This is a genomic window from Rhodococcus sp. 06-470-2 (assembly GCF_002258235.1).
In the GTDB taxonomy this organism is placed as follows: Bacteria; Actinomycetota; Actinomycetes; order Mycobacteriales; family Mycobacteriaceae; genus Rhodococcoides.
This window is the reverse complement of record NZ_NOYB01000016.1, coordinates 335959-350847: the sequence shown is the minus strand read 5'-3', so window position 1 is coordinate 350847 and position 14889 is coordinate 335959. Positions and strand designations below refer to the sequence as shown.

General features: G+C 64.5%; 16 protein-coding genes. 7 read left to right on the top strand and 9 right to left on the bottom strand.

The window, feature by feature from the left end:
- Positions 1–30: 30 nt before the first annotated feature.
- A complete protein-coding gene (locus CH276_RS10730) occupies positions 31–1614 on the bottom strand; it encodes an MFS transporter (protein ID WP_094629134.1) in 1584 nt (527 codons plus the stop codon).
- Positions 1615–1731: 117 nt separating this feature from the next.
- Here CH276_RS10730 and CH276_RS10725 point away from each other — a divergent pair, with 117 nt between their 5' ends.
- Positions 1732–2298 carry a TetR family transcriptional regulator gene (locus CH276_RS10725; protein ID WP_032397298.1) on the top strand — a complete coding sequence of 189 codons (567 nt, stop codon included), beginning with the start codon at positions 1732–1734 and terminating at the stop codon, positions 2296–2298.
- Between the two features lie 164 nt (positions 2299–2462).
- Here CH276_RS10725 and CH276_RS10720 read toward each other — a convergent pair whose 3' ends face one another.
- The 5 genes from CH276_RS10720 to CH276_RS10700 all read right to left on the bottom strand — a co-directional run bounded on the left by CH276_RS10720 (position 2463) and on the right by CH276_RS10700 (position 7523).
- Positions 2463–3434, bottom strand: a complete 972-nt coding sequence (locus CH276_RS10720) for an NAD-dependent epimerase/dehydratase family protein (protein WP_094629132.1) — start codon at positions 3432–3434, stop codon at positions 2463–2465.
- A gap of 81 nt (positions 3435–3515) precedes the next feature.
- Positions 3516–4835, bottom strand: a complete 1320-nt coding sequence (locus CH276_RS10715) for an MFS transporter (protein WP_032396826.1) — start codon at positions 4833–4835, stop codon at positions 3516–3518.
- A complete protein-coding gene (locus CH276_RS10710; RefSeq protein ID WP_045197542.1) occupies positions 4832–5380 on the bottom strand; it encodes a 3-isopropylmalate dehydratase in 549 nt (182 codons plus the stop codon). Before CH276_RS10710 ends, CH276_RS10715 begins: the two co-directional genes overlap by 4 nt.
- On the bottom strand, positions 5377–6642 hold the full coding sequence (locus tag CH276_RS10705) for a 3-isopropylmalate dehydratase large subunit (RefSeq protein WP_441344202.1): 1266 nt from the start codon (positions 6640–6642) through the stop codon (positions 5377–5379). Before CH276_RS10705 ends, CH276_RS10710 begins: the two co-directional genes overlap by 4 nt.
- Before the next feature lie 5 nt (positions 6643–6647).
- A complete protein-coding gene (locus CH276_RS10700) occupies positions 6648–7523 on the bottom strand; it encodes an isocitrate lyase/PEP mutase family protein (RefSeq protein ID WP_094629131.1) in 876 nt (291 codons plus the stop codon).
- A gap of 134 nt (positions 7524–7657) precedes the next feature.
- Here CH276_RS10700 and CH276_RS10695 point away from each other — a divergent pair, with 134 nt between their 5' ends.
- The gene (locus CH276_RS10695) at positions 7658–8464 is read left to right on the top strand and encodes an IclR family transcriptional regulator (protein WP_094629130.1); all 807 of its coding nucleotides are present in this window, start codon (positions 7658–7660) and stop codon (positions 8462–8464) included.
- Between the two features lie 41 nt (positions 8465–8505).
- On the opposite strand, the gene CH276_RS10690 is transcribed toward CH276_RS10695, so the two are convergent.
- Entirely contained in the window at positions 8506–9339 is an 834-nt protein-coding gene (locus CH276_RS10690; RefSeq protein WP_094629225.1) for a DUF72 domain-containing protein, read from the bottom strand.
- A 93-nt stretch (positions 9340–9432) separates the two neighbouring features.
- On the opposite strand from CH276_RS10690, the gene CH276_RS10685 reads away from it, so the two are divergent.
- Positions 9433–10542, top strand: coding sequence for a S1C family serine protease (locus CH276_RS10685; protein ID WP_094629129.1), 1110 nt, complete (start codon positions 9433–9435; stop codon positions 10540–10542).
- A 70-nt stretch (positions 10543–10612) separates the two neighbouring features.
- Here CH276_RS10685 and CH276_RS10680 read toward each other — a convergent pair whose 3' ends face one another.
- A complete protein-coding gene (locus CH276_RS10680) occupies positions 10613–10993 on the bottom strand; it encodes a VOC family protein (protein WP_045197551.1) in 381 nt (126 codons plus the stop codon).
- 59 nt (positions 10994–11052) lie between these two features.
- Here CH276_RS10680 and CH276_RS10675 point away from each other — a divergent pair, with 59 nt between their 5' ends.
- From CH276_RS10675 to CH276_RS10660, 4 genes are all read left to right on the top strand, one after another.
- Positions 11053–12030: an LLM class F420-dependent oxidoreductase gene (locus CH276_RS10675; protein WP_032397300.1), complete on the top strand. Its 978-nt coding sequence runs from the start codon at positions 11053–11055 to the stop codon at positions 12028–12030.
- 66 nt (positions 12031–12096) lie between these two features.
- On the top strand, positions 12097–12705 hold the full coding sequence (locus CH276_RS10670; RefSeq protein ID WP_032396833.1) for an AIM24 family protein: 609 nt from the start codon (positions 12097–12099) through the stop codon (positions 12703–12705).
- A 1-nt stretch (position 12706) separates the two neighbouring features.
- On the top strand, positions 12707–13384 hold the full coding sequence (locus CH276_RS10665) for an AIM24 family protein (protein WP_032396834.1): 678 nt from the start codon (positions 12707–12709) through the stop codon (positions 13382–13384).
- An 11-nt stretch (positions 13385–13395) separates the two neighbouring features.
- Complete coding sequence (locus CH276_RS10660; protein ID WP_094629128.1) at positions 13396–14148, top strand: AIM24 family protein; 753 nt, start codon at positions 13396–13398, stop codon at positions 14146–14148.
- On the opposite strand, the gene CH276_RS10655 is transcribed toward CH276_RS10660, so the two are convergent.
- Positions 14128–14877, bottom strand: coding sequence for an alpha/beta fold hydrolase (locus tag CH276_RS10655; protein WP_094629127.1), 750 nt, complete (start codon positions 14875–14877; stop codon positions 14128–14130). The two genes, CH276_RS10660 and CH276_RS10655, sit on opposite strands and share 21 nt — an antisense overlap.
- Between the last annotated feature and the right edge of the window lie 12 nt (positions 14878–14889).

Here is a 14889-nt window from a genome sequence, read left to right as displayed (position 1 = left end):
GGGTGAGCAGCGGGGTTCGTCCTGCGTGACCTATCCGATGTGCACCGGGGTGTCGCCGACGGGCAGGTCGTCCTTCTTCGCGCGGACGAGCACCAACACGACCGGGCACACCAGCGCGACGAGGATCGCGGCGGTCCCGAAGGCCCAGGCGTAACCCGAGACCTCGGCTGCGAAGGCGTGGTCGATGGTGGCCAGCACGAAGTTTCGGATCGGCTCCGGCAACGCGGCCAGTACCTCGTCGCTGGGGATCTCCTGGCTCGCGAGAGCCTCGGCAGGAACTCCGGCAGGCGGAGTCGGTGCGGGGTTCTCGGCCAGGTACGTGGACTTGGACGAGGTGTACACCGTGGTGAACACCGCCGCGCCGAGTGCGCCGCCGACCTGCAGTGTGGCGTTGATCAGCGCGGATGCGGCACCTGCGTCGTGATCGGGCACTCCGATGAGCGCGACGTTCTGCATCGGCACCATCAGGAGGCCGAGACCGAGGCCGAGCAGCACGACGCCCGGGAGGACGTGCGTCCAGTACGAGGTGTCGACACCGATCTGCGTGAGCAGCAGCAGGCCGATCGCGGAGACGACGGGACCGACGGTCATCAGCGGCTTGGGCCCGATCTTCGGCAACAGCGCGGAGGCGATTGCAGCGGTGATCAGGATTCCACCGGTCATCGGCAGCGACGCGACGCCGGCGATCACCGGGCTCATCTCGAGCACGATCTGGAAGTAGAACGTGAGGTACAACGTGCCGCCGAGCAGTGCGGCACCGATGACGGCGGATCCGATGTACGCGGCACCGCGGTCCCGATCGAGCAGCACACTGAGCGGAAGCAACGGGTTGTCCGACTTCGACTCCACCACGACGAAGGCCGCGAGAAGAGCGAGGCCGAGGGCGATGAAGGAGATGGTCGGTACCGTCGCCCAGCCGTCTTCGGCTTCGGTGAAGCCGTAGACCAGCGATGCCAGCCCGAGTGCGACGAGGATCGCGCCCGGCAGGTCGTAGCGAGTGTCTCCGTGCGCCTTGCTTTCCTTGACCAACGGCACCGCGGCAGCGATGGCAACCACAGCGACCGGAATGTTGACGAGCAGGCACCAGCGCCAGTTCGCGTATTCGGTGAGCACTCCGCCGAGAAGCAGGCCGACGGCTGCGCCGCCACCGGCGATCGCTCCGAACACACCGAACGCCTTGGCGCGTTCCTTGGTGTCGGTGAACGTGACCGTCAGGATGGCCAGTGCTGCCGGTGCGAGCAGTGCGGCGAAGACGCCCTGGCCGGCGCGCGCGATGAACAGCTGCCAGCCCTCCTGGGCGAGTCCGCCGATTGCGGAGGCAACTGCGAAGCCTGCCATGCCGACGATGAACGAGCGCTTGCGTCCCCAGTAGTCGGCGATGCGTCCGCCGAGCAGCAGAAGTGCGCCGAACGACAACGCGTAGGCGGTGATGACCCAGGCGCGGCTGCTGTCGCTGATACCCAGGTCCAGCTGAGCCTGCGGCAGCGCGATGTTGACGATGGTGCCGTCCAGCACGATCGTGAGCTGCGTGATGGCGACGATGCAGAGCACCAGCCATCGGCGCTCGTAGTTCGGGTTGAGATCCGGCGATTCTCGCTCGGAGAGCTGCGACATGTTTCTACCCCACTCGTACTCGTCGATTCTCGGGCACGAAAATGTCCCGATCGAAAAGGTAGGCGATGCCGTCCGAGGTGTCAAACGAACTAGTTGGTAGGCGGTATCGTGGCCTTCATGAAGCCTGACGCCAGCGCAACCCGCGCCCGCATCGTCGCCGCCGCTCGCGCAGAATTCTCCGAGCACGGACTGGCCGGAGCACGAGTGGATCGCATCGCCGTCTCCGCCAAGGCCAGCAAGGAACGCCTGTACGCCTATTTCGGCGACAAGCAAGCTCTGTTCCGAGCCGTGATGGAGGACGGATTCACCCGATTTCTCGAATCGGTTCCGTTCACCGCCGACGATCTGGGGCGATACGCCGCCCGCGAGTATCTGCACTTCGCCGCGCACCCCGAGGAACACCGATTGCTGCTGTGGACGCAACTTCAGGGCGGCAAGGGCGCGGCAGGCGTGGAGAAGGTCCGATCGGTATTCGCCGAGCGACGAACGGCTGTGGCCGCGGTACAGAAGAAGGGGACGATCTCGGACGCGTTCACCGTCGACGACCTGTTCACCATGATCTTCGGCATCACCTCGTCGTGGATGACCGCGCCGGGTAACGACTGCGGAGCCGTCGACGACACCGAACACCAGCGTCGGGCGTCGATCATCGAGGGCGCAGTACGACGACTCTGCGCTCCGTAGCGTTGTCTATCGTTCTCTAGCTTTGGGTCGAGAGTGGCAAATAGTGAGGTAGCGGGGCCGGTTTCCCCGCAAACGCGCGCGCGTTTGTCAGACGCGCGCGATTTCGACACCGATCCTGTGGCAATTCCGAACGCGTCCGACGATTCCGCGCGCGTCTGCCGAGTTCACCGCCCCGCCAGAATTGCCGCCTCACGCTCGGCCGAGAGTCCGACGGGCGGCCGATCGTCCCTCATCGGCGTCCGTCCGTTCAGCGACTGCAACCACATCCACGTGTCGGCGATGGTCTCCTGAATCGGACGAGTCCGGAGCCCCGCAGCGAATGCCTTCGAGACATCGGATGCATGCAACGAATCGTGATCGACCCCCGGCGGAATCCAGATCGGGAGCTCCGTCCACGGCTGCACGCCTGCAGCGCTGAGTACGTCCGGCTCCACCCAGCACAGCCGAGCATCGGAGCGGGTGGCTTGGATGCAGGCCTGCAGAACGTCGTCGATCGTGGCATGACCTGGCCGGCTCACCACGTCGTACGCGCCCCCGAGACCCCGGGCCGCTGCATCCAGACTCCAGGCAACGAGATCGCGGGCATCGACATATTGCAGTGCCAGGTCGGCGGGACCGGGCGCGAGCACATCGCCAGCGCGCTCGATTCTGTTCAGCCACCAGGGAAGTCGGCCGATATTTTCGTAGGGTCCCAGGATCAGCCCGGCGCGGACCAGCAGCGCTCGAGCGCCGAACGCTGCAGCAGCGGCCTGCTCACCGCCGAGTTTGCATCGCGCATAGTCCTCGCCAGGCCCGTGGACCGTCGGCCAGGTCTCGTTCGCTCCTGCCTCGGGCGCGTCGTACACGGATCGGCTCGAGACGTAGATGTAGCCATCGACTCGACCGACGAGCGTCGCCGACGACCGCTCGACGGCGCTCGGCTCCCATGACCAGGTGTCGAACACCATGTCCCAGTTACCTTCTCGAATCGCATTCAGCCCACCGGTCGCGCGTCTGTCTCCACGGAGTTGGTTGACCCGGGGATCCGACGGGGTCGTGCCGCGATTGAGTACCGTGACGTCCCACTGCAGATCGAGGGCGTGTTCGACGGCGCATCGCCCCACGAAGTCGCTTCCGCCGAGGACCAATAGCTTCATGTACCCAGTGTGCCGGTCATCCGGTCCGCGCTGCCGTCGACCAGCCTGATGGGATCGCTGCTGACAGCAGAGCAGCTCCAGCTACACGGGGAGCGTGCTGTGTCCCGTCTCCTTGATGGTCAGCACCGTCGCAACACCGATGGCGCACACGCCCATCACCCAGTACGCCGGTGACATCGCGTTGCCGGTCGATTCGACCAACTGTGCGGCGACGTACGGCGCAGTTCCGCCTGCGGCGATCGTTCCGATGTTGAAGCCCAACGACACTCCGGTGTAGCGAACCGATCGCGGGAACAGTTCGGTGAACAGCGGGAACGCCGGAACCTGTACGACGCCATTGAGCACCATGTAGACGAAGTAGACGACGCCGACGATCAGAATGCTCGACGTGGCACCGAGAATCATGAAGACCGGTAGCGCGATGATCACGTAGGCCACATAGCCGAACAGCAGTACCGGTTTGCGGCCGAATCTGTCGGTCAGCATCCCGCTCAACGGAAAAGTGGCGCAGGCCAACGCAATTGCCACCGCCGACGTCCAGTACACCGAGTCCTTCGAGAACCCGAGGTCGTTGATCAGGTACACGCTGAAGTAGGTCAGTCCGATGTATCCGGATCCGTTCATCGCGATCGCGATGCCGACGACGCGGAGCACCGACCACGGTTGCTTCCTCACCACGTCACTCAACGGGCTCTTGGCTACCTCGTTCTTGGCTGCCATTTCCTCGAACTCCGGGCTGTCCTCCAGCTTCAGCCGGACACGGAGACATACGAACGCCAGGGGCAGAGCAAGCAGGAACGGGATGCGCCATCCCCAGGACGACATTTGTTCGTCGGTCGTGATCAGAGCGACGACCCCGACGACGGCGGCAGCGACGGCGAAGCCGAGTGTCGATCCCACCGGCGTGAACGAACCGAAGAATCCACGACGGTTCGGCGGTGCCGATTCGGCGATGTAGGTTGCGGCACCGCCGATCTCACCGCCCGCCGAGAACCCCTGGGCGAGCCGGACGATGACCAGCAGAACCGGGGCCAGCACGCCGACGCTCGAGTGCGTCGGCAGCAGGCCGAGAATGCCGCAGGCGACGCCCATGCACACCACGGTGATGACGAGGGCGTGCCGACGACCCTTACGGTCTCCGAGTCTTCCGAAAAAGATTCCGCCGAGCGGACGGGCGACGTAGGCGACGCCGAAGACCGCCAAGGTCGCCAGTATCGATACGCCGGGGCTGGTGGATGGGAAGAACAGCGGTGCGATGACGACGGCGAGGAAGCCGTAGACCGCGAAGTCGTAATACTCGATGAGCGTGCCGACACCTCCGGCGAGCGCAGCTCGGCGCGCGGTCGTGGTGTCCGCCTTGGGCGGTGCGACTCCTGCGCGGGAGTGTTCGGTGTTCGTCATCGCGCTGATCCTTCTGTGAGTGGTTGCTTGCTTCGGTGTTCGGAGAGAAGCAGTTCGTACGACCCTCCTGCTTCGATGACGGCGACGGTGCGGGCATTGGGTGGATGACCGGTGATCGTGGTGCCGTCCGCCTTCGACACCTCGGCCCGACGCCAGTCGAGTCCGACTACGTCACCGACGGCCACCGCGTCCGATATTCCGGGGACGGTGATCAGGGGCATACCGTTGAAGGTCTCGCCGCGCCAGAATCCGGGCGAGAACGATTCCGCCACAACGGCACTGATGCCCAGGTTGCGCAACGCCACCATCGGCGGATAGTGCGGATGTCCGTAGCCGAAGTTCCGCCCACCGACGATGATGTCTCCGGGGCGAACTCGATCGACGAAATCCGGGTCGTACGCCGCCATGCAGACCGATCTGAGGTGATCGGGGTCGTAGGACTTGATGTTCGCGACACCCACCACCAGATCGATGTCGAAGTCGTCGCCGAATATCCACGCGACTGCACCGTCGATGACGTCGGGCGGGGGCGGGTATGCGCTCATGACCCCACCTGCGCGATCGTCCCGGCGAGGGCGCTGGCCGCGACGGTGAAGGGTGAACCCATGTAGATGTTGGCGTCGGAGCTACCCATTCGCCCTGAGATGTTCAGCACCCCGGTGGAAATACAGTTCTCGCCTGCCGCGAGGGGCTTCTGGTATCCGAAGCAGAAGTCGCAGCTCGACACCGCGATATGCGCGCCCGCCGAACGCAGGATGTCCAGCAGCCCTTCGCTTTCGGCTTGATCGTGCACCTTCTGCGAGGTCGGCACCACGTTCAACTCGACCCCGGGTGCGACCGTCCGCCCGTCGAGCACCAGAGCCGCCGCGCGCAAGTCTTCGATGCGGCCGCTGGCACAGGACCCGATGAACGCCTTCGTGATCGGTATTCCGGCCAGATCGGCGGCGGTATGCGTGTTGGCGGCACGGGCCGAGCCGGGCTGCACCACCTGCGGAACGATGGTGGACAGGTCGATGGTGTGGCGGGCCGCGTAGGTGGCGCCCTCGTCGGGGAGCACGGGGCTGAACGCGTGCCGGGCGACGTCGTGGGCGTAGGCGAGCGACAGCTCGTCGGGTTCGAAGATCGCCGAGACCGCTCCGGTGAACATCGCCATCCCGCACAGTCCCTGGCGGTGGTCGATCTTCATCGACCGCGCTCCGGGACCACCGAACTCCATGACCTGGTGGGCGCACCCGTCCGCACCGACCAGGTCGATGATCGTGTGGACGAGATCGCGACTGTCGACGCCGGGGCCGAACTCACCCACGAGGTCGAACCGGGTGGTGGCCGGGATGTCGACGTACAGCTGTCCTGTCACCCATGCCTCGATCAGATCGCGCCGGATGCCCCAACCGAGTGCGCCGAACGCACCGATTCCGCTGATGTGCCCGTCGAAGTGGACGAGAAAGTCTCCTGGCGTTGCGAGTCCGAGTTCGGCGGTGAGTTGATGACCGATGCCGCGGCCCTCGTGCAGTTCGATGCCGTAGAACTCGCACCAATCTCGCGTGATCTGGTGCACCTCTTGTTCTTTGGCGTTCTTCTTGGTGAGCATGTGGTCGATGAAGACGACGTATCGCGCCGGGTCGTCGAGTTCGGTGATGCCGAAGTCCTCGCGCATCTGCCGGAACATCACGTCGGTGTAGCCCGGGAAGTCGTAGGCGATCATCCGAGCGGGTCGCACGGCATGATTCTCTCCGGCGTGCACCACATCGGCATCACAGGTTCGGCCGAGGATCTTCTCGACCATCGTCAGTGCGTCGGGACTCATACCGATCACACCTTCGAGTCGGCGGGAAGGTACTTCCGTTGCGCTGCTTCGACTTCCGGAAAACCGATGAGATCGACGAACTCGTGGTGCTGCAGCGCGTCGGCGCTCACCTCGGCCGGGGCTTCTCCGCCTGCGAGTCGGCGCAGAGCCTCACGAGCAGCTCCGGTGGCAGCCATCAGCACCTGGGTCGGCAGTAGAGCGAGTCGAACGCCGATCTGCTGCAACACCTCCGGGGTGAACTCGCGCTCGGTCCACGTAGACGCGGTCAATGTCGCCATCAGTGGGACACCGACGGCGTCGTGACAGCGAGCCCACTCGTCGGCGGTCTCGAAGGTCTTCGTGACCGGCATGATCATGTCGGCACCGGCGTCGACGTATGCAGTCGCGCGTCGGATCGCGTCGTCGCCACGCGCATCGGTGCGGGCAATCATCAGGACGTGGTCCGGCAGCGAATCCCGCACTGCTCTGACCTTTCCCGACGCTTCCTCGATGCTGATGAGGTCCACGGGCTCGCCCACGCAGATGGGGCACTTCTTGGGCGAGAGCTGATCTTCCATGAAGACGCCCTGGACACCTGCGACGGCGAATCGACCTGCGGTCCGCGCCGCGTTGACGGCGTTTCCGTAGCCGGTATCGATATCCGCGACCAACGGTAGTGACGACGCCTCGCCGATGGTGCGCACCGCCTGGAGGTTCTCGGTCATCGTGTACAGCTCGGCGTCGGGGAGTCCGAGTGCGGACGACACGGCGAAGCCGGAGGCACACAGGGCCGAGAACCCGGCTTGTTCGGCCAGCTTTGCCGTCAGTCCGTCCCATACGCCCGGGGCGTACACCAGGCCCTGTTCGGTCAGATCTCTGAGTGTCGCGGTCATGAGCACCATCCATTTCGTAATGCGGAACGTATTCCGAATTTAGAGTGGCTCGGATCACAAGTCAACACCGGTCGGTGCACTCACCGGTTCCGATCGCTTCGTAGGATGGCGTCGACGCTTCAGCCGACCGGAAGGAACAACACGTGGACGTTCCCACCGAGTCCGATACCCACGCCGGCCGCGACATCGTCGGCGCCGTCGTCAAAGCCTGCACATTGCTCGATCACTTCGATACGACGCATCCGGTGTGGACGCTCAACGACCTGACGACTGCAAGTCGAATGAACAAGACGACCGTGCACAGACTGATGACCACGCTGATCCATGCCGGTTGGGTGGATCGAACGGCCGAAGGCTCGTATCGAATCGCCATGCCCGTGTTCGAGATCGGGTCGTCGGCACTGACCCAACTCGACATCCGCGGTGCGGCGCAACCATACCTGTCGGAGATTGCCGAAAAGTTCGGCGACACTGCATATCTCATGGTCCCAGCGGACGAGGGCGCCGTCTGCATCGATCGCCACGAAGGAAGCAATCCCCTGGTGGTTGCGGGCATTTCGATCGGTTCGGTACTGCCGTATCACGCCACTGCAGGCCCGATGGCCATGCTGGCGTTCTCCGCCCGGATACGCGACCGGTGGCTCGCCGATGACCTACCTGCGTTCACGGATCGAACACCGACCGCGCCGGAAGAGTTGCTCACCCGTCTCGAACAGATCCGGTCTCAGGGGTACGCACTGAGCAACTCGGATTACCTCACCGGTGTCGCGGCCGTCGGAGCACCGATCCTCGGACGAGACGGTGCGGTCGTTGCATCGATCAGCGTGGGCGGCCGAGCGGAGACCTTCGAGGGCGATGCCCTGCGAGAGAAGGTGGCGACGGTTCTGGCCTCCGCACAGAGCTTGTCCCGTGTGGCAGAAGCGCTACCTGTGCCAGGACGAGAACATTGAGCTATTCGCATCTCTACTCGATCAGCTAGAGAGCCGAATACTCATCTACCGATTCGCTCGATCAGTCTCATGGCATCGAAGGGTGCGTGTCCCTTGATGTCGTTGTCGAAATACACGTGGACGTCTCGGCCCGTGGCCGTCCAGTCCGAGATCCTCGCAGCCCATCGGTCGAGAGCATCATCGGTGTAGCCGCTCGCGTACAGCTCCTGGTCGCCGTGCAGGCGGGCGTACATGAAATCGGCCGTCGGAGTGTCGACGTACGGATACTTACCGGCAGTATCGGCGACGACGAACGCAATATCGTTCTCTCGCAACAACTCCACGGCTTCATCGGTGGCGAAACTCTGATGCCGAGCTTCCACGCAGTGCCGAAGCGGCCGAGACGATGGCGGAGGCAGCAACACTCGATCCTCGGCGAGTTTGTCGTCGCGAGAATGGGCCAGAGTGACTGCAGCAGACACTGTTCGGGGCAACACGGCGAAGAAATCCGCCATCTTCTGCGCGTCGAATTCGAGGTTCGGTGGCAACTGCCACAGGAACGGTCCGAGCTTGTCGCCCAGCGTCAACACGCCGGTGGCGAAGAAGTTCGCGAGCGCTGCCTCGACCCCGACGAGCCGTTTGATATGGGTGACGTAGCGACCGCCTTTGATCGAGAACACGAAGTCGTCCGGGGTCTCGTCGTGCCATTTGGTGAAGCTCGACGGCTTCTGCATCGCATAGAAGGTGCCGTTGATCTCGATCGACGACAGTTTCTCCGACGCGTACCCGAGCTCCTTGCGATGGGCCAAGCCCGCCGGATAGAAATCACCTCGCCACGGCGCGTACGTCCACCCGGAGATACCGATCAGAACTCGAGGTCGATGCGACGCGGACATGAGCAGACTGTAGACGGGCAGTTCCCAGACGTTCGGCGCAATCAGCTGCAACCAGCTGGCACCACCATCACCGTCGGACCATAATCGGTTCCTATGCGGTCGGGTGGACGAGCGGTGGTGCTGACGCTGGTCGCTGCCGGCGTGTGGCTCTTCGCGACGCCGCAACTCGATCCAGGAACCGCAGACTTCGTGGCCACGCCGGAGCCCATCGCGCCGGCTGCTCCCGCCGTCGAACCGCCGCCGCTGACGCTCGACGAGCTCTCGGCTCGGGTCGATCCCACCGTTGTCACACTGTCGGCATCGGCCGGCTTCACCGGGGTCGCGGGCACCGGCTTCGTCGTCGCGCCGGATGGAATCGTGGTCACCAACTTCCACGTCGTCGAGAACGCCACCGAGATCAGCGCAGTGCACATGGGCAACGGACTGATCTACGACGCCACCGTGCTGGGTTACGACAAGTCCCGTGACGTGGCGGTCGTGCAGTTGATCACCGCGGCCGACCTGCCGGTGGTCGAGCTTGCCCCGGACCCACTTCCCGAGGTGGGTGATGCGGTGACAGCCGTCGGGAATGCCTCGGGTGCAGGGGTACTGGTGCCTGCGCCGGGAGCGGTGACCGCCCTCGATCAGCAGGTGCGTACGCGCAGTTCGGTGGACGGCTCACGAAATACGTTGGAGCGGATGATTCGCGTCGATGCCGATGTGCGAGCGGGGGATTCGGGTGGGCCTCTGTTCGACGCCTGGGGCCGTGTGGTGGGCGTGAACACCGCCGGGTTGTCCGACGAGGCCCGCAACGGCACCGAATTCTCGCCCCCACAGGCACCCGAGGCGTATGCCGTCCCCATCGCCGAGGCGGTCTCGGTACTCGATCAGGTACTCGCCGGGCAATCGGGCGGCACGGTCCACGTAGGCCCCACACCGTATTTCGGGGTCTCGGTACGCGATGTGTCGGTCTTCGAGAACAGGCCGGCGATCGGAGCGGCCGTCGTCTCGGTGACCTCCGATTCCCCAGCCGAGTCCCTGGGGTTGTCCGCCGCGGACGTGATCGTGACGTTCGACGGCACGCAGATAGAATCCTCGTCGGACCTGTCGCAGGCACTCATCGGACGACGCCCAGGCGATTCCGCCGTCGTCGAATGGGTCGACGATGCGGGTGTCACCAGCTCCGGCACAGTCACTCTCGACGCCGGATTGCCGACGGCGTGAGGTCGTTCCGCAGGCTCCACTCCCGACGGCGTGAGGTCGTTCCGCAGGCTCCACTCCCGACGGCCCGAGTTCAGCCCTGCAGCACCGACAACACATTGCCCGCCGGGTCGGTGAACCATGCGATGAGCGGGCCGCCGTGTCGAAAGATTCCTTTCTCGTCGGTGCCCATGTCCGGATACTGCTCGAACACAATCCCTTTGGCGATCAGTGTGTCGACCGCACTGTCGATGTCGGCAACCGGGAAGTTCAGAATCGTGTACCGAGCGGGCACGTGCCCGGGACGTGGATAGATCAGCACGATCGCCCCGGCGGCGAGGTGCAGCTCGAGCATGCCCATCTCGTTCTCGGTGACCGTCAGTCCGAGGGTCTCGCCGTAGAACGCGCGCGCCGCCTGTAGGTCGTCCACCGCGAACCCGGAGAACGGCTGCCTGGTCAATTCCAAGATTGTCATCGTCGAATTATCGCGCTCTCACGCGTGCCAGGGGCCGATATCCGAGTAGCGTGGATCTCGTGACTATTCGCCTCGGTTACCAGATGCCCAACTTCAGCTACGACGGTTCGGTCGCAGAGCTCTTTCCCCAGGTCATCGCGCAGGCGCGCGAGGCCGAAGCGGCCGGGTTCGACACCGCATTCGTGATGGATCACTTCTACCAACTTCCCGGAATCGGCAAGCCCGACGAGCCGATGCTCGAGGCCTACTCCGCGCTGTCCGCCCTCGCGACGGCCACCGACACCATCCAGCTCTCCGCGCTGGTCACCGGAAACACCTATCGCAATCCCGCGATCCTGGCCAAGACCGTCACCACACTGGATGTCGTCAGTGGCGGTCGCGCGATCCTCGGTATCGGTGCCGGCTGGTACGAGCTCGAGCACCAGAGCTTCGGACTCGAGTTCGGCACCTTCACCGACCGTTTCGAGCGACTCGACGAGGCCCTGCAGATCATCGAGCCGATGCTTCGCGGCCAGCGCCCCACGTTCGACGGCCTCTGGTACCAGGTGGAGGACGCGATCAACGAGCCTCGCATCCGCGACGATCTGCCGATCATGCTCGGTGGCGGCGGCGAGAAGAAGACGTTCGGACTGGCCGCACAATTCGCCGACCATCTCAACATCATCTGCGACGCAAACGAATTGCCCCGCAAGATCGCTGCCGTCCAAGCGCGCTGCGAGGAGGTCGACCGCGACCCGAAGGACCTCGAAACGAGCTTCCTCGCGTTCGTCATCGTCGACGAGGACGGCGACAAGGCCAAGGAACTGCAGCGCGAGTTCGTGCTGAAGCAGGGCCTCGACCTGACGAACCTGTCGGAGGAGGACGCGGCGAAGGCCACCGATCGCCACTTCTGCGGAACCCCCGACGACGTAGCCGAGCAGGTGCAGAAGCGCGTGCTCGATCACGGCATCGACGGCATCATCATCAACCTGATCACCAACGGACACCAGCCGGGAGCCGTCGAACTGGCAGGTAAGGCCCTGAAGCCGCTCGTCTAGATTTTTCTCCAGCGGTAGCCGCGGGGGCGCGTGCAGTGGCATAGTTCCCCCGTGGCTCAGCTGAGGATGAACGGGCACCGTGTCTTGGTCGCCGACCTGACCGGCGATTCCCTGCGCGCGATGTCGGGTTCCATGGTGGCGTACGAGGGTGACGTCACCTTCAAGAACGCAGGCATGGGCGGCGGCGGCGGATTTCGCGCCGCACTCAAACAGAAGGTGACCGGCGAGTCGCTGTCGCTGATGGACGTGTCGGGCAAGGGCACCGTCTACTTCGCCGTCGACGCTCAGGACATCACTCTCGTCGAGGTCCAGGGCGACAACCTCCACGTCGAATCCTCCCAGTTGCTCGCTCTCACAGGGCAACTGCGCACCGACGTCAAGTTCTCCGGCCTTCGCGGTGCATCGTCGGGGCAAGGTTTGTTCACCACCGTCGTCAGCGGATCGGGAACGGTGGCATTGCTGTCGAAGGGTGGGCCGATCATCGCCCTCGCCGTCGACCCCCAGTATCCCTTGGTCGTCGATCCCGACGCGTTCGTTGCCCACCGCGGCCAACTGAATCAGAGCTTCGTCACCGACGTCACGTGGCGCTCCGCCATCGGCGGCGGCAGCGGCGAGGCGTTCTCCCTCCGTTTCGACGGCCAGGGCGTCGTCTACATCCAACCCGAGGAGCGCTGACGTGCCGCTCGAACTCGTCAACAGCAAAGTCGTGAAATCCGTTCTGGCACCCAATCAGAGCGTGCTCGCGCGTCGTGGATCGATGCTCTACTACACCGGCGACGTACGGTTCGTTCCGCACTCGATGGGCGGTTCGGCCGGAGCCATGCCGGGCATGGGCGGCATGGCGGGGATGGCAGGCCGGATGATGGCAGGCGAGCACGTGGCGATGATGGCCGCCGAGGGTCAGGGTGAGGTCTTCTACGGCCACGCCGGGCTGTACATCGAGGTGATCCATCTCGACGGGTCCTCGATGCTCACCGTCGAAGCCGATCGACTTCTGGTGCACGACGGCTACCTTCAGAGTTCCATCGTGGCCCTGACCTCACAGGGCGGTGTTCGCGGAGCGGTGCGCGGCGCGATGACCGGGCAGGGTTTGTTCACGACCCAACTGACGGGTCAGGGCAGCGTCGCGGTTCTCTCGCACGGCGGCGCGACGCCGCTGCAGGTCGGACCGAATCACCCTCAGGTCGTGGTGGATCCGCAGGCGTACGTCTGCCACATCGGCAACATCAACGTCGACATCTCGGCGAACGTCGGGTGGCGAGACGCCGTCGGCAAGGGCAGCGGTGAGGCGATTCAGCTGAAGATGACCGGTATGGGCACCGTGTGGGTGCAGGCGTCCGAGCAGAAGTTCTGAGGAGCAATCTCATGGGTCTCGAAATCCACACCCCGTACACGCTGCCGGTCAACGACAACGTCCCCGGCAACGACTACGCATTTTGCGTCGAACTGGCAGGCCAGCCGTGGTTCACCTCGAAGGGCGCGATGATCGCCTACTACGGCAACGTTCGCTTCGAGCCGCTCGGGCAGACCTCCATGCCCGCCATCGTCGCGGCACGGTTCTCGTCTCCGCTCTACTCGAACGACTGGGTACTGGCGCAGGGCCAGGGCAAGCTCATCCTCGGCGACCGAGGATTCAACATCAACAGCTACGACCTCGACGACGGCAACCTCACCATCCGGGCGTCCAATCTCCTTGCGTTCGAGCCGACTCTGGATCTCAAGCAGTCCATCGTCCCGGGATTTCTCACTCTGCTCGGAACCGGCAAGTTCCTGGCCTCGTCCAACGGCACCGTCATGTTCGCCGAGCCGCCGCTGCGCATCGACCCGGAAGCGCTTGTGGGATGGGCTGATTGCCCGTCACCCTCGCATCACTTCGACGCCGACTGGATGCAGAACTTCCTCGGCGCGGCGCGTGGATTTCTCGGTGCCAACAGCGGCGAGGAGCGCCAGTTCGACTTCACCGGTGCCGGCACGGTTCTGATCCAATCGAGTGAGAAGGTTCTCGACGATTCACATCTGTTGCGGTACGTCGAGTCGCAGACGGTCTCGCTCGGCCAGAACTCCCTGAGATCTCTGCACAACTCGATCGGAGCACGACTACAGCAGGGCGGCGCGTAGTACCTCGACCACACCGGCAGGGTTGTCGGCCATCATGACGTGCCCGGCATCGGCGACTCGTACGACCTCGACTCCAGCGCTGATCAGTTCGGCCTCCCGACTCGGCGGGCCCGTGCGATCTCCGTACACGAATACCCTCGGACCAGTTGCCGACTCGAGCATGGACCGAATCGTCGGCTCCGGTCCCACACACAGCCCGACCGCAGTGCGGTGAAGGGCGACCGGATCGGCAACGCGCAGGGTGGACGCCCACTCCGGATCGGCGTCGACGATCAGCTCGGCCACACCGGTGTCGACGAACTCGCTCTCCGACTGCCGGGCGATCTCCACGCTCGCGGTGCCGTCCCACGGCAGCAGATTGGGTTCGAGCACGATCAGTCGACCCACCAGATCCGGCCTCCGGTACGCGAGCACGGTGGCGATCGATCCACCCAGGCTGTGGCCGACAAGGTCGACCGAGGTCAGATTCCGCTGATCGAGCAGGCCGGCAACGGCAGCAGCATGGTCGTCGAGAGAGTAGCCGATGTCGTGCGGACGGTCGCTGAATCCGAACCCGAGCAGATCCGGCAGTACCCGTTCCCTGCCCTCGAAAGCAATGTCCGCGGCGATCGCCCCGAACGCCGGGACGCCCGCCGAGCCGAGCCCGTGCAGGAACACCATGGCCGGATCGGTGCTGCCCGGCAAGGTGAACGTTCGGACGCTCGGCGGCTGTTCGGGAAAAACGCGCATACTGGAGTATCA

What these genes read in the sequence shown, in the direction of transcription:
- CH276_RS10690 (WP_094629225.1), bottom strand. Translation starts at nt 9,339, where the DNA reads ATGTCCGCGTCGCATCGACCTCGAGTTCTGATCGGTATCTCCGGGTGG.
- CH276_RS10710 (WP_045197542.1), bottom strand. Translation starts at nt 5,380, where the DNA reads ATGAGCGCATACCCGCCCCCGCCCGACGTCATCGACGGTGCAGTCGCG.
- CH276_RS10670 (WP_032396833.1), top strand. Translation starts at nt 12,097, where the DNA reads ATGAACGGGCACCGTGTCTTGGTCGCCGACCTGACCGGCGATTCCCTG.
- CH276_RS10715 (WP_032396826.1), bottom strand. Translation starts at nt 4,835, where the DNA reads ATGACGAACACCGAACACTCCCGCGCAGGAGTCGCACCGCCCAAGGCG.
- CH276_RS10725 (WP_032397298.1), top strand. Translation starts at nt 1,732, where the DNA reads ATGAAGCCTGACGCCAGCGCAACCCGCGCCCGCATCGTCGCCGCCGCT.
- CH276_RS10655 (WP_094629127.1), bottom strand. Translation starts at nt 14,877, where the DNA reads ATGCGCGTTTTTCCCGAACAGCCGCCGAGCGTCCGAACGTTCACCTTG.
- CH276_RS10700 (WP_094629131.1), bottom strand. Translation starts at nt 7,523, where the DNA reads ATGGTGCTCATGACCGCGACACTCAGAGATCTGACCGAACAGGGCCTG.
- CH276_RS10705 (WP_441344202.1), bottom strand. Translation starts at nt 6,642, where the DNA reads ATGAGTCCCGACGCACTGACGATGGTCGAGAAGATCCTCGGCCGAACC.
- CH276_RS10660 (WP_094629128.1), top strand. Translation starts at nt 13,396, where the DNA reads ATGGGTCTCGAAATCCACACCCCGTACACGCTGCCGGTCAACGACAAC.
- CH276_RS10685 (WP_094629129.1), top strand. Translation starts at nt 9,433, where the DNA reads ATGCGGTCGGGTGGACGAGCGGTGGTGCTGACGCTGGTCGCTGCCGGC.
- CH276_RS10730 (WP_094629134.1), bottom strand. Translation starts at nt 1,614, where the DNA reads ATGTCGCAGCTCTCCGAGCGAGAATCGCCGGATCTCAACCCGAACTAC.
- CH276_RS10720 (WP_094629132.1), bottom strand. Translation starts at nt 3,434, where the DNA reads ATGAAGCTATTGGTCCTCGGCGGAAGCGACTTCGTGGGGCGATGCGCC.
- CH276_RS10680 (WP_045197551.1), bottom strand. Translation starts at nt 10,993, where the DNA reads ATGACAATCTTGGAATTGACCAGGCAGCCGTTCTCCGGGTTCGCGGTG.